The sequence below is a fragment of the Sulfuricurvum kujiense DSM 16994 genome (assembly GCF_000183725.1).
Lineage (GTDB): Bacteria > Campylobacterota > Campylobacteria > Campylobacterales > Sulfurimonadaceae > Sulfuricurvum > Sulfuricurvum kujiense.
Window position 1 is genome coordinate 525770 of the sequence record NC_014762.1, and the last position, 13170, is coordinate 538939.

A 13170-nucleotide genomic window follows, 5' to 3' on the forward strand; every position below is an offset into this window, starting at 1 on the left:
AATTGTGAACGGTTTTTGCTATGTCTCTTTTCATTAAGTAGAATAAACATATTTAAAAAGGTTTGCCTTGTTCGATTTTTTCAAAAAGAAAGCCGAAGAAATACCCGCGGCAGCCGCGGTGGAAACTCCCAGACATTTTACGAATTCGATCGGTATGGAGTTTTTGTATGTTGACGGCGGAGAATATATGATGGGACGCAACCCTCAGTATAATGAGGGAGGAGAGGTCGAATCGCCTGAACACCCCGTAAGACTGGGCGGGTTTTGGATCGCGAAATACCCTGTAACGCAAGAACAGTATTTCAAACTTACCCGTGTTAACCCTTCCTTTTTTAAAAATGACAAAGTTGAAGAGGAGAGTTCCCGCCGCCATCCGGTGGAGCAGGTGAGTTGGTTTGACGCCAAAGCCTACGTGGAGCTGATGAACCGTTTTGAGGGGAAAACACGTTTTTACGCGTTACCGACCGAAGCGCAATGGGAATATGCCGCCAAAGCGGGAGGAAATACCCGCTTTTCATTCGGAGATTCCGAAGCGCTGCTGGATGACTACGCTATTTATGAATACAGCTCGAACGGTCGGACGTCGATTGTTGACGATAAACTGCCTAACCGTTTAGGGATTTACGGGCTGCTCGGAAACGTATGGGAATGGTGCGAAGACGACTTTTTCGCCAACTACAACGGAGCGCCGAATGACGGCAGCCCCCGTATCGGCGGAGCCGAGGGGGAGTCATTTAAGGTGCGCCGCGGCGGAAGCTACAAAACGGGATATTTGTGTCTTCGAAGTTCGTTTCGGGGATATTCGCGTCCCGATCTGGTTGCCAACGATATCGGCTTTCGTCTGGTCATCAACGGGAATCCATTACGTTAATTTGATACGCTGTTCCCGTGCGCGTTATTCTTTAAATTCTCCGCTCTCATAAAGCCATTTTCCGCCTTCTTTTAAAAAGCGGCTTTTCTCTTTGAGGATACCGCTGTCGAATAGGGCTTCAAACGTCACAAACGCCTCTTCGCTTCCGTCAATAAAATCATGAATCTTCAAACCTAAAAAACGGGTTCCGTTTGAAAAACTCAGGATGCTTTGTCTCCAGCTCTCTTTATCCTCTGTATAGTCGGGATTATTCGGATGGGTAGTCGCCATGATATAGTCTGCTGCGCCCAATGCAAAAGCACTGTAGCGTGAACGCATCAGTTTCAGGGCATCGGCGGGGAGGATTCCTTTATGATAAGGCTGACAGCATTGTTTGTATTTTTTGCCGCTGTGGCAGGGGCAGGGGGCATTGGATGATATCTTCATGCCGTATCTTACAAAATGACATCTTTTTAACCTCTTAGCCCTCCTGGGCTATAATCGCTTTTATGATCTACGAAATAACAACCCTTATCGGCTTTACGGCTGCCGGAATACTCGGATGGATGTGGAACCAATCCCGCCAACACTACGCATTGCTCGAAGCACGTGCCCTGCAGCTGCAGGAACTGTATATAAAAGAACAGTCACTGAAAACAAAAATCCAGGGAGAACTCGACACCGTCCAAAAAGAGTATCACGCATTGGAGAGAGATTTCGCGGTGCTCCATACCCGGTACGAAGAGTCGTCACGCGGTTTTGAAGAAAAAATTCGCCTTCTGGATGAAGCGAAGGCACAGATGAAAGTGCAGTTCGAGCAGTTGGCGGCGCAGATTTTCGAACAAAAGGCCAAAACCTTTGACGAAGCGCATACCAAAGGGCTGGATCTGCTGCTTAAACCGTTTCGCGAGCAGATCGCACAGTTCGCAACCCAGAGCAAAGAGCAGTTTATCCATGACGCCAAAGAGCGCCAAAGTATCAAAGACGAAATTCTCCGTCTCAAAACCCTCAACGAGCGGCTTAGCCAGGATGCGCTCAACCTCACCCAAGCGCTTAAAGGGGAAAACAAAACCCAGGGGAACTGGGGAGAGATCGTTCTCGAGCGGATTTTGGAAGAGTCGGGTTTGCGCGAGGGGCATGAGTACGAAGTGCAAAGCACCCTCAGCGACGAAGAGGGGAAAAAGTTCCGCCCCGACGTCATTATCCATCTGCCGCAAAACAAAGACATCATCATCGACTCGAAAGTCTCCCTCGTAGCCTACGATGCGTTTATCCGTGCTGAGAGTGATGAAGAGCGCTCCCATGCGCTGAAACAGCATCTTCTCTCGATCCATTCCCATATTAAAGGGCTAAGCACAAAACGGTACGAACAGCTCAGCGGTGTGCGAACCCTCGATTTTGTTCTCCTTTTTATGCCGATCGAGGGGGCGTTTCTCCTTGCACTGGAGCAGGATAACACCTTCTTTAAGACGGCATATGAGCAAAACATTGTCGTCGTTTCGCCTTCTACTTTATTGGTTACCCTTCGCACGATAGAACATATCTGGCGAAGCGAGTATCAGGAGCGTAACGCCAAAGCGATCGCCGAATCGGCCGAAGCGCTGTATGAGAAACTGGTGGCGTTTGTAGAGGATATGGAGAAAATCGGCGAGCAGATCGGACGCACCCAGAAAAGCTATGAGGGGGCGATGAACAAACTCAGTAGCGGAAAAGGAAATCTCATCCGTCGTGTCGAGTCGATGCGCAAACTGGGATTGAAGCCCAAAAAGTTGCTTCCGTCATCTCTTACGGAAGCAGACGACGAAGAAACGCTTTTATAGGTGAGGAATCTTCACCTTTGAATTCAGCAGCGCTCCGATGATGATCATCAGAGCAAGTACCCCCATCCATCCGATAAAATCAGACCCAAGCCAGACCAGCCACAGCAAAATCGCTCCCAGCGGTGTCGGAACCCCCGTAAAATGTTTCGCCACTTCTCCCGCATCGGTATTGATGTTAAACTGGATCAGACGGCGAAGACCGCTGATCACATAGTAGATAGAGGCGATCGAAGTGATGATAAGCGGTAGTCCTGAGAGGTGGGTATAGACCCCCTGAAAGATAAAAAAGGTCGGGACAAGTACGAAACTGAGAAAGTCGGCGAACGAATCAAGCTGTACCCCAAACTCATTGGATAATGCGTATTTACGGGCGATTTTTCCGTCGAAAATATCAAATGCTCCCCCCATCCATGCGAGGATTACGGCGACTATGAATTGGTTTTGGGTAATGAAATAGGTTGCCAAAAGACCGCAGGTGATATTTGCCATAGTTATGAGGTTGGCTAAGTTAAAGTGACTGGTAGAGCGCCATAAAAATTGCATAAAAGTCCTAATAAGGTATTATTTGATTCAGTATTATATCTAAAGTCACAAAACGCTCTAATTGAAAAAGGTTATCATTATTAAGGATAGTATAAGTTGATAATCTTTATCATTCTGCTAATAAGATAAAATGAACGTAAGGAATAGTGATGAAGAAGACACTGTTGGTTAGTATCGCGGCTGTTACGGCATTAAGTGGTGCGAATATCGAAGATGCACTTAAGACGGGCAAGGCAAGCGGACAGATACGTGCGGCCTATGTTAATCAGGATAATGCACTCGGAGCTGATACGTATGCTACAGCACTCGGCGGAGTGCTCAAATACGAGACTGGAGTATGGAACGACCTAAAGTTCGGTGTTGCGGCATACATAAGCCAAAAGCTCCCGTTTGCAACGGGGGATAATGAAAAAGCCAATAACGACCTATTTGCGGATAATGCCGATTCCTACGTCTATCTGGGTGAAGCGTATATCGATTATACGCGAAACGATTTCGCATTGCGTATCGGACGCCAGCAGATCGACACCCCGTTGGCCGATACCGATGATATCCGTATGCACCCCAATACTTTTGAAGCGGCAATAGCAACCTATAAAGGATTCGAGGGCTCAACGCTGGTAGGCGGAGTCGTGAAGCGTTTCGCCGGATACGATTCGGGTAACGATATATCGAAGTTCAAAAAACTGGACGGTGCCGACAGTCACGGTGCTGCTATAGCGGGGATTACCAACGAGAGTGTCGAGAATCTGGCATTGCAGGGGTGGTACTACGGTATCGACAATATAGCCAATGTCCTTTATGCGGATGCGACATACGCAATGGAACTCTACGAAACATCGGGAATCGAAGTGGCAGCCCAGTTCGGGCAGTTTAACGAATCGCTAAACAGTACGATCGACGGTACGGTTTACGGAGTCGGTGCGAGTTTTAATATCGATATGTTGACGGTTGGTGCGGCGTATAACGAAGTCAACAGCGATACCGGAAAAGCGATCGTCAACGGATTCGGCGGGGGACCGTATTTCACGTCGATGGAAGAGATGACGATTGATGGATTGGAAGATGCAAAGGCTTATCAGTTCAATGCCGAACTGGATATGAGCGATGCAGGGATAGATGGGCTGACATTAGCGGCGCTGTACGGAAAATTCAAAGGAAAAACGGGCGGTTTGGACGCCAAAGTGAGTGAATTTGATATCGTACTGGCCTATGATATTAACGAAAATGTATGTGCCGATATGAGCTATGCGACCATCGATGACAAAAATAAAAATACGGGCGATTCAGGAACGGACGGCGGTTATGACCGCTTTTTGCTCCGGCTTAGCTACAGTTTCTAAGAAGGATTAGTATGAATACGATGACATTACTGAGTGCCTGCACCAAGGGGGGAGTCGCTACAGTTGTCAAAATCAATGCCAAAGGGCCGCTAAAACAGCGTCTCATCTCGTTCGGGCTGATGAAGGGTTCGGAAGTCAAAATGCTGGAGTGTGCTCTCACCAACAGCACCTTTGAGATCAAAGTGGGGAATATGAATATTGCGCTGCGCCGTGAAGAGGCAGAGCTGATCGAGGTAACCGATGTCCGATAAAAAAATTAAAGTCGCTCTCGTAGGACAGCCTAATGTGGGAAAAAGCATGCTTATCAATTCGATCAGCAACGCACGGCTTCATGTCGGAAATTTTACGGGGGTGACGGTTGAAAAGACCGAAGTCATATTTGAATACGACGGATACGATTTCAGTGTCGTCGACCTCCCCGGAACGTATGCATTTACGGACTACTCGATCGAAGAGCGGGTAACGCACGACTTTCTATGCAATGAGCATTATGATTTGATTATCAATGTCCTCGATTCGACCAATCTGGAGAAAAATCTTCAGCTTACGGCGGAGCTGATGACAATGAGCAAAAAGATCGTCATGGCGCTCAATATGTCGGACGAAGCCGATCGTGAGGGGATAGAGATCGATGCAGCGTATCTGACCCAGCTGCTCGGTATTCCGTGTATCCGTGTATCGGCGGCGGCAAAATCGGGGCTGGATGAGCTGATGAGAGCGGTGATCAGTGTGTATGAGAACCCTGTTCAGGAACAAAAACTGATCTTCAGCGAGGCGGTCGAAGAGGAAATTGCCCTTATTACCGATTATCTGGATAAACATAAATTCAAGGCATCCATCAGCAACCGAAACATCGCGATCAATCTTCTCCAAAAAGAGAAAAAAACCTATCGTACGCTGCATGACAATCCGATCTGGACCGAATTGCAGCCGATGCTGATCGAAGCGGACCGCCATATCGAGCTGCATCATGACAGCGACGATATCAAAGAGATTTTTGCCGAAGAGTATTTCTCCTACAATCGGGGAATTTTGGCCGAAGCGGTCAAGGTGAAACCCAAAGCAGCTCAGCAGAAAACGACGACGGAGAAAATCGACAGCGTGTTGATTCATCCGATATTCGGGATACCGATTTTTCTCTTTTTCATGTGGGGGCTGTTTCAGCTTACCTTTGAGATCGGAAGCATTCCGATGGATTGGATCGATGCCTTTTTCGGCTGGTTCGGCGAAGCGGTAGGTTCAACGATCCGCAATGACGAGATCCGCTCTTTGATCGTGGACGGAGTCATAGCCGGGGTGGGCGCGGTGGTATTGTTTGTCCCCAATATCGTTATTTTGTTTGTGGGGATCGCATTGCTCGAGGCGACGGGATATATGTCGCGTGTCGCGTTTTTGCTGGACGGTTTTTTCCATAAATTCGGTTTGCACGGACAGTCGTTCATTCCGCTGGTAACGGGTTTCGGATGTTCGATTCCCGCCTATATGTCGGCGCGGATTTTGAAAAATGACCGTGACCGCCTTTTGACCCTTTTTGTCATCGGGTTTATGAGCTGCGGTGCGCGTCTCCCCGTCTATGTCCTCTTTACGGGAGCATTTTTCGGACCCGAAATGGCGGGGAACGTACTTTTTGGCATCTATATTCTCGGAGCGATTATCGGACTTATTGCCGCGAAAGTTCTTAAAATGACGGCGTTTAAAGGTGCTGATGAGCCCTTTGTCATGGAGATGCCGAAATACCGCCTCCCTTCGGTGAAGCTCATTTGGCATACGGTTTTGACCAAGACGATGATGTATCTGAAAAAAGCGGGGACGTTCATCGCCGCGGCGTCACTGCTCGTGTGGTTTTTAAGTACCTATCCGAAAGACAGCGCTCTTGATAAGGCGTATGCACTGAAAATCGAAGCGGCATCGTCGCCGGAAGAAGTAAAAATACTGGAGAACCGATTGGCCGAAGCGGCGTTGGAACAAAGCTTTTTGGGAAGAATCGGACATGCAATCGAACCGGCGTTTGAACCGCTCGGATTTGATTGGAAAATGGCGGTGGCTTTACAGACGGGATTGGCGGCAAAAGAGGTCGTCGTTTCGACGATGGGCGTATTATACTCACTCGGAAGCGATGCGACGGAAGAAGACCATTCGCTTATCTCGACGATCAGTTCTCAAATCCCGTTTGCTTCGGCGGTAGCGTTTATCGTCGTCATTATGACCTACTTGCCGTGTCTGGCGGCATCGGTCGTCTTTACCCGTGAAGCGGGGGGGATCAAATATTTCGGATATCTGTTCGCCTTTACGACGATTGTCGCCTATTCATTGGCATTTTTAGCCTATCGTCTGGTCTTAGCGATCAGCTAAGAGCGTTTTAGTTCCCGAGGTGAAACTTGGGAACTAAATACCGATAGACGATAATCCCCGCAATCACCCCTATAGCGTCCGCAGCGATATCCAAAAGAGAAAAATAACGTCCCGGAATAAAGTACTGGACAATTTCAATCTGAAACGCGATGAATGTCATTATGACCGTTTTTTGAGCGGTAGAGAAATCTCTGTAAGCCATTCCCAGCAAGAGGTACAAAACCAAAAAAGCGACGAAATGGTTTTGCTTGTCCCAAAAACTCTCGATGATTTCGATATGCCGGGGGGTGAGAGCCAGATATTCGATAATAAAGAAATTGAGGTAAAAGAGGGTTTTGTAGAGGAGCGTTTTCATACAAAGCATTGTACTGTATTAGGAAACTATTAACCCACTCTTCGTTACAATATCTTCATGAGTAAAATATTAATGATTGAAGATGATCTTGAGCTTGCCGAGATCCTGACCGAATTTTTAGAACAGTACGATTTTCAAGTGACGACGGAAGACGATCCGTTCAAAGCCCTCAGTATTCTCAAACTCGAAAAATTTGATGCGGTCATTTTGGATTTGACCCTGCCGGGGATGGACGGGCTGGAAGTATGCGAAGCGATCCGCTCTAGGCAGAATATTCCGATCATTATCTCTTCGGCACGCTCGGACGTGACCGATAAGATCAATGCCCTTGAACTCGGAGCCGATGACTATCTCCCGAAACCCTATGATCCCCGAGAACTGGTATCGCGTATCCATTCGGTATTGCGCCGATACGATGCGGTTTCGATAGCGGCGTCGGAAAGTGCGTGCGATTTTAAACTGAATGAATCGGCCATGCAGATCAGCTATAAAAATCGTCCGATTGAGTTGACCAATGCGGAATACGGCATCTTGGCGCACATGATCAAAAAACAGGGGATGGTCGTTTCACGCGAAGACTTGATCCACAACGTTTCCGCGATTAATGAAGACTCTTCGAACAAAAGCATCGATGTTATGATGGGACGTATCCGAAACAAACTCGGAGATAAAGCGCTGATCGAATCGATTCGCGGTATCGGGTATAAATTATTAAAATGAGAAATAAACTCTGCCCTGAAAGGGCTAGTGTAGGGCAAGGGATTTTATTCCTTGCACGTTCAAAATCAAAATGATTAAAAATAATGCGGTTCTGGCTACCGTCGTATTTGCCATGGCGGTGACCGTATCGAGTGTCAGCTATACGTTTTACCAGCTTTATGAAAACAACCGTGCGAAACATATCGACAACATCTTCAGCAAGCACTCCCTTATCAGTCAGATCTATCATACCTATTTGGTAAAACAGATATCCCAGCCGATATTTGAAGCCAATTTGGCACTGTACAATTTGGATGAAGTGTTAGATCATCATGCGTATGAAGCAATTGTCCGTTACGGAAAAGTACTTAAAAGTGACGGCAATACGGCCGATGATTTGATGCAGGATTTTTCACTTCCGTCTTCATCCTTCGATACCCACGTTTCACAGCAAGTAATCACCTCTATGATTGAGTATCAGGGGAATATCTATTTTTGGGTAGAGTCCGCACGCCACAGTATGCTCCTTGAAGATCGGAGTATTGAGCCGTATCATCCGGTGAATCTTATTTCGGCATACGGAACGCTGATGATGATTCTGCTCACCTCTTTTGCCCTGATTATCTACCGACTGCGTCCGCTGCGCCATTTGCGCAAACAGATCGCCCGTTTCGGAGAAGGGGATATGGGGGTACGATTTCGTATCAGCGGGTCGGATGAAATCGCTTTGATCGCCAATGAACTCGACTCGACCCAAAACAAGATTCGTGCCCTCATCGAAGCGCGTACCCTATTTTTACGTAATATTATGCATGAGCTTAAAACGCCGATTGCCAAAGGGAGAATCGTCGCGACAATGCTCAGTGATGAGAAACAGCGCGGACGGTTTGAGGGAATTTTTGAGCGGCTAGAGTCACTCATCGGCGAGTTTGCCCTGATCGAAGAGATCGCTTCGGGGAATCAGCATCATCAAAAAAGCGAGTATCGGCTTATCGATATTATCGACGGTGCGATCGATTTGGCAATGGTGGAGTATGATGCCGTTGAGAGGAACATCGATGCATCGATCAAAGTAGAGGTGGATTACCGCCTTTTTGTAACGGCGGCGAAAAATCTGATTGATAACGCGATTAAATACTCCCCCGAAAAAAAGATGCGCATTTGGACGGAAGAGGGGGAGATCATTTTTGCCAATACGGGCGAAGTGCTCAAACATCCTCTGGGCTATTATATCGAGCCGTTTACCAAAGAAGCTCCGACGAAGGACAGTTTCGGGCTGGGGCTTTATATCGTCGATGCGATTTTAAAAGAGCACGACTATATTTTGGCGTATGAGCGGCGCGGTGAATACAACTGTTTTATTTGCGTACCGGCAAAAATCAAAAGGAGATAGATGAAAAAAATTTTGATTACCAACGATGACGGATATGAATCCGAAGGGCTGCTAGCCCTCATCGAAGCACTGGACGGTTTGGGGCAGATCACGGTTGTCGCCCCATCGACTGAGAAATCGGCATGCGGGCATTCGCTGACGTTGACCCGTCCTCTTAGCTTTATCTGTGTAGGGGACGATTTTTACAAACTGGATGACGGAACGCCTAGCGATTGCGTCTATCTGGCGCTTCATTCGATGTTCGACGATCAAAAGCCCGATTTGCTGATCAGCGGGATCAATAAAGGCTCGAACATGGGAGAGGACATTACCTACTCGGGTACGGCGGCGGCGGCGATGGAAGCGGTACTTCACAGTGTTCCGGCGATCGCCGTCTCTCAGGTGATGGATTTTACACAGCCGATCGGCGATTTTGCATTGGCTAAAAAAGCGATCCGCCATCTTGCCGAAAAGATTTTGACGGGAGATTTTCCGCTGAACGAACGGGAATTTTTGAACGTCAATATCCCTTATGATGTAGACGAGTTGGAGTTCGCGGTGACGTATGCAGGATATCGCTATTATGCTAATGATGCGCACCTGCACCGTAACCCGAGAGGGCTGGAATATTATTGGCTCGGACTCCACCCGCTGGAATTCAAACCGCGTGAGAAACGGAGCGCTTTGTGCGATTTCGAAGCGATTGAGGCGGGGAAAGTGTCGTTGACACCGATCAAACTCGATATGAGTGCGTACAAATCGATGCAGCAGCTGCGGGAGTGGCTGTGAGACATACCCGCACCCGCCTCGTGTTCGGCGAAGAGAATTTTGAGAAGTTTCATAATGCCAAAATCCTCATGCTCGGTGTCGGAGGGGTAGGGAGTTTTTGTCTCGACTGCCTTTACCGCTCCGGCGTCCGTGACATTACGATCGTCGATTTTGACCGCTACGATCTCACCAACCAAAACCGCCAAATGCACTCCGAATCTCATGAGGGGGAACTCAAAGTCGAAGCACTCAAAACCCACTATCCCGAAGTGATCGCTATGGCGGAAAAAATTACCCCCGAATGGGTCGAAACGTTTGATTTTGAGCCGTATGATCTGATCCTCGATGCAATCGACGATACGCGTGCTAAACTTGCCCTTATCCAAAAATGTTATCCGAAGCTTATCTCCTCGGTCGGTTCCGCCAAACGGCTTGATCCTACGAAAATAGAAGTACGTTCTTTTTGGAAAATCGAAGGAGACCCTTTTGCCTCAAAACTTCGAAACGAGCTGCGCAAACGTAAGTTTAAGGGCGATTTCAGCTGCATCTGCTCATCCGAGCTTCCGAGGATAAAAGAAAAAGGGAGCTTTGTGGCCGTAACGGGAGCATTCGGACTGGCGATGTGTTCATTGGCGTTACGGAGAATCAGTTTATTAAAGTAGTAAATCTTTTATTTTATTATAATAAATATAATATTCATGTATGATTAATTATAACTACGATACACTCCCCGAAATTTTCCCCGGGATTTTCAATGGTATTTTACTGCGCACTTTTTCTCTCATTTTTGTATTTTAAAATTGCCCGTGTTCATAAAAAAGAGGAACGGCTTTCCCCACTGTTTTTAGCACAGCATCTTATGACGGCGGTTGCAATTGTCAGCTTGTTGGCGTATGGCTTTATGTACGAGAACCTTTATGTGTTCGTACCGATTCTTTTTGTTTTTGCCTCCATGGTATCGATGATGATTACCGCGGTTCAGGTAGGGATATTCGTGGACGGAAAACCGCTTTTCGGGTTGACGCAAATATATCGCTATCTCTCTGTATTAAGCATTATTACCCTCTTGCTCATATCTTCTCTTTGGATTACACAGATCGCTTTTTAGCCGTATAAATTTTCACAGGGTGCGATATCGAAAATAAACGGTTTGTAACCTTACGGTGACAAGCGGGTTCTATACTTTCCATTATGGAACCGTTGCACCCCCTCTATCATCATTATCTTGAAGTCTTGGATGTGGCATTTCAACCCATCGTTGATATCCATTCGGGCATCACTTTCGGTGTAGAAGCATTACTTCGCGGAACCGATACGCTGGGGTATGAAAGTATTTTTTCCTTTTTTGACCGTTTGTACGAAGAAAACATCCTGTATACGTTCGATGTACAGCTTCGTAAAAAAGTGATTGAAAAATTCTGTTTGATCGAAGGGCATGAGAAACTCAAACTTTTTTACAATCTTGATAATCGTGTATTGGAGATGACTGACTTTTCCAAAGGGAATACCCATCGCCTGCTTAAACGCCATAATCTTGATCCCAAATCGATCGTTTTTGAACTCTCCGAACACAATGAAATTCTAAATTTGGACCATTTTACCAAATTGATGCACCATTACGGCGATGAGGGATTTTGTATCGCGATTGATGATTTCGGGATCGGTCAATCAGGGTATAAACTTCTGTATCACTGCACTCCGAACATCATAAAGATCGACCGTTTCTTTTTAAGCGAAATCGATAAAGATCCGAAAAAAAAGCTGCTGGTCCGCAATATGGTACAACTTGCAACTCTGCTCGGATGCCGGGTGATTGCCGAGGGAGTAGAGACCGAACGGGAACTTATGGTGTGCAAAGAGATCGGATGTCACATGGTGCAAGGCTATTTTATTCAACGCCCGAGTGTTGATTGTACATTGATCGCTGAAAAATATTTAACGAACATGGTTGCTTTTAAAGGCGAAAAACGCGCGCTAAGCAATCAAAAAATTATATTGAAACGGCTTGAACCGCTCAAATCGATTATGATTCACGATTCGATGGAGACGTTACTGGATCTATTGAATGAAAAGGGTACCTATCTGGTTCCAGTGTTGGACGCCGCTATGCATCCGGTCGGGATTATTCATGAACATCAGCTCAAAGCGATTGCCTGTTCTCCCTACGGGCGCTCTTTAACCCAAAACCGCTCTTCCAACCTCTCCGCACTTGAAACCTATATCGAACCGATTCCCGTAGTTGATTTGACGATGCCTCTGGAGACGATGATTGAACTGTTTTCCCTTTCTCAGACCGCTCCGGGGGTTTTAATCGTCGAGTCTTCCCGTTACATCGGGTATCTGAGCGCACGGGAGATGATCGAGGTGGTGCATGAACGCAATCTGATCCGTGCACGTGACGAAAATCCTCTGACACGCCTTCCCGGAAATTTCAGGATTAACGAATATATTGCCAATGTAATCGAAAGCGGCACGGATGCCGTATTGGTTTATTTCGATTTTGACCATTTCAAACCCTATAACGATTATTACGGCTTTCGAAACGGGGATCGGGTCATTTTGCTTTTTGCCGAGTTAATGCATAAAGTATTGTGTGCCGATTATTTCAAAGGTCACATCGGCGGAGATGACTTTTTTGTAGGTGCCGTTTTGGATGAGTCGCACACGTTTGAAAAAATATGCGGCGAAGTCGAAACGTTGATCGCAACCTTCAGCGATGAGGTGAGAGCTTTTTACGAGCCGGCCGATCGTGAACGCGGATGTATCGTCGCGGAAGATCGTGACGGCAATAGCCGTGAATTTAAACTTTTAGGGGTAAGCTCCGTGGTTATCCGAATGGGAAGCCATTCGGGGATCACGTCAAGCGAGCATCTTCAGCGGACGTTTGCCATGGAAAAGAAAAACGCAAAAAAATCTCCCAATCATATGAGCATCATCGGTTCTTAGCCTATAACTTTCTGTTGTTTTGTTTCAAAAAAATATTGTTAAAACAAGTAAAATAGTGTGTAATTTCGGAACATGCTGTGCAACCGTATAACTTTCATGGGTATTTGTTATTTTAAATTCAC

At 46.7% G+C, this 13170-nt stretch carries 14 protein-coding genes; 11 read left to right on the forward strand and 3 right to left on the reverse strand.

All coding sequences use genetic code 11. From position 1 onward, the window contains the following. Positions 1-67: 67 nt before the first annotated feature. Positions 68-871, forward strand: coding sequence for a formylglycine-generating enzyme family protein (locus SULKU_RS02775; RefSeq protein ID WP_013459410.1), 804 nt, complete (start codon positions 68-70; stop codon positions 869-871). A 24-nt stretch (positions 872-895) separates the two neighbouring features. On the opposite strand, the gene SULKU_RS02780 is transcribed toward SULKU_RS02775, so the two are convergent. Further along, positions 896-1297 carry a YchJ family protein gene (locus SULKU_RS02780; RefSeq protein WP_013459411.1) on the reverse strand — a complete coding sequence of 134 codons (402 nt, stop codon included), beginning with the start codon at positions 1295-1297 and terminating at the stop codon, positions 896-898. Between the two features lie 62 nt (positions 1298-1359). Between SULKU_RS02780 and SULKU_RS02785 the strand changes: the two genes are divergently transcribed. Further along, entirely contained in the window at positions 1360-2670 is a 1311-nt protein-coding gene (locus tag SULKU_RS02785) for a DNA recombination protein RmuC (protein WP_013459412.1), read from the forward strand. Here the strand turns inward: SULKU_RS02785 and SULKU_RS02790 are convergent. Then, positions 2665-3213 (reverse strand): CDP-alcohol phosphatidyltransferase family protein, encoded by a 549-nt coding sequence (locus tag SULKU_RS02790; RefSeq protein ID WP_013459413.1) that lies wholly within the window; start codon positions 3211-3213, stop codon positions 2665-2667. The two genes, SULKU_RS02785 and SULKU_RS02790, sit on opposite strands and share 6 nt — an antisense overlap. Before the next feature lie 149 nt (positions 3214-3362). Between SULKU_RS02790 and SULKU_RS02795 the strand changes: the two genes are divergently transcribed. From SULKU_RS02795 to feoB, 3 genes are read left to right on the forward strand one after another with little or no spacing between them, the layout of a single operon-like run. Beyond that, entirely contained in the window at positions 3363-4556 is a 1194-nt protein-coding gene (locus SULKU_RS02795; protein WP_013459414.1) for an OprD family outer membrane porin, read from the forward strand. 11 nt (positions 4557-4567) lie between these two features. Then, positions 4568-4807, forward strand: a complete 240-nt coding sequence (locus SULKU_RS02800) for a FeoA family protein (protein WP_013459415.1) — start codon at positions 4568-4570, stop codon at positions 4805-4807. After that, positions 4797-6908: a ferrous iron transport protein B gene (gene feoB, locus SULKU_RS02805; RefSeq protein WP_013459416.1), complete on the forward strand. Its 2112-nt coding sequence runs from the start codon at positions 4797-4799 to the stop codon at positions 6906-6908. Before SULKU_RS02800 ends, feoB begins: the two co-directional genes overlap by 11 nt. Positions 6909-6915: 7 nt before the next feature. On the opposite strand, the gene SULKU_RS02810 is transcribed toward feoB, so the two are convergent. Next, positions 6916-7263 (reverse strand): VanZ family protein, encoded by a 348-nt coding sequence (locus SULKU_RS02810; RefSeq protein WP_013459417.1) that lies wholly within the window; start codon positions 7261-7263, stop codon positions 6916-6918. 57 nt (positions 7264-7320) lie between these two features. Between SULKU_RS02810 and SULKU_RS02815 the strand changes: the two genes are divergently transcribed. The 6 genes from SULKU_RS02815 (at position 7321) to SULKU_RS02840 (ending at position 13048) form a co-directional block, all read left to right on the forward strand. Beyond that, the gene (locus SULKU_RS02815) at positions 7321-7983 is read left to right on the forward strand and encodes a response regulator transcription factor (protein ID WP_041666725.1); all 663 of its coding nucleotides are present in this window, start codon (positions 7321-7323) and stop codon (positions 7981-7983) included. 70 nt (positions 7984-8053) lie between these two features. Next, on the forward strand, positions 8054-9355 hold the full coding sequence (locus SULKU_RS02820) for an ArsS family sensor histidine kinase (RefSeq protein ID WP_013459419.1): 1302 nt from the start codon (positions 8054-8056) through the stop codon (positions 9353-9355). Then, entirely contained in the window at positions 9356-10123 is a 768-nt protein-coding gene (gene surE / locus SULKU_RS02825; protein ID WP_013459420.1) for a 5'/3'-nucleotidase SurE, read from the forward strand. Next, the gene (locus SULKU_RS02830; protein ID WP_013459421.1) at positions 10120-10764 is read left to right on the forward strand and encodes a tRNA threonylcarbamoyladenosine dehydratase; all 645 of its coding nucleotides are present in this window, start codon (positions 10120-10122) and stop codon (positions 10762-10764) included. The genes surE and SULKU_RS02830 overlap by 4 nt, the downstream gene beginning before the upstream one ends. Before the next feature lie 92 nt (positions 10765-10856). After that, positions 10857-11210, forward strand: coding sequence for a hypothetical protein (locus tag SULKU_RS02835; protein WP_013459422.1), 354 nt, complete (start codon positions 10857-10859; stop codon positions 11208-11210). A gap of 83 nt (positions 11211-11293) precedes the next feature. Next, positions 11294-13048 carry a GGDEF domain-containing protein gene (locus SULKU_RS02840; RefSeq protein WP_013459423.1) on the forward strand — a complete coding sequence of 585 codons (1755 nt, stop codon included), beginning with the start codon at positions 11294-11296 and terminating at the stop codon, positions 13046-13048. The last annotated feature ends 122 nt before the right edge of the window (positions 13049-13170 follow it).

Bases quoted from the DNA above. Each gene is read 5' to 3' on its own strand.
- SULKU_RS02780 (WP_013459411.1), bottom strand. From the start codon at position 1,297: ATGAAGATATCATCCAATGCCCCCTGCCCCTGCCACAGCGGCAAAAAA.
- SULKU_RS02785 (WP_013459412.1), top strand. From the start codon at position 1,360: ATGATCTACGAAATAACAACCCTTATCGGCTTTACGGCTGCCGGAATA.
- SULKU_RS02790 (WP_013459413.1), bottom strand. From the start codon at position 3,213: ATGCAATTTTTATGGCGCTCTACCAGTCACTTTAACTTAGCCAACCTC.
- SULKU_RS02795 (WP_013459414.1), top strand. From the start codon at position 3,363: ATGAAGAAGACACTGTTGGTTAGTATCGCGGCTGTTACGGCATTAAGT.
- SULKU_RS02800 (WP_013459415.1), top strand. From the start codon at position 4,568: ATGAATACGATGACATTACTGAGTGCCTGCACCAAGGGGGGAGTCGCT.
- feoB (WP_013459416.1), top strand. From the start codon at position 4,797: ATGTCCGATAAAAAAATTAAAGTCGCTCTCGTAGGACAGCCTAATGTG.
- SULKU_RS02810 (WP_013459417.1), bottom strand. From the start codon at position 7,263: ATGAAAACGCTCCTCTACAAAACCCTCTTTTACCTCAATTTCTTTATT.
- SULKU_RS02815 (WP_041666725.1), top strand. From the start codon at position 7,321: ATGAGTAAAATATTAATGATTGAAGATGATCTTGAGCTTGCCGAGATC.
- SULKU_RS02820 (WP_013459419.1), top strand. From the start codon at position 8,054: ATGATTAAAAATAATGCGGTTCTGGCTACCGTCGTATTTGCCATGGCG.
- surE (WP_013459420.1), top strand. From the start codon at position 9,356: ATGAAAAAAATTTTGATTACCAACGATGACGGATATGAATCCGAAGGG.
- SULKU_RS02835 (WP_013459422.1), top strand. From the start codon at position 10,857: ATGGTATTTTACTGCGCACTTTTTCTCTCATTTTTGTATTTTAAAATT.
- SULKU_RS02840 (WP_013459423.1), top strand. From the start codon at position 11,294: ATGGAACCGTTGCACCCCCTCTATCATCATTATCTTGAAGTCTTGGAT.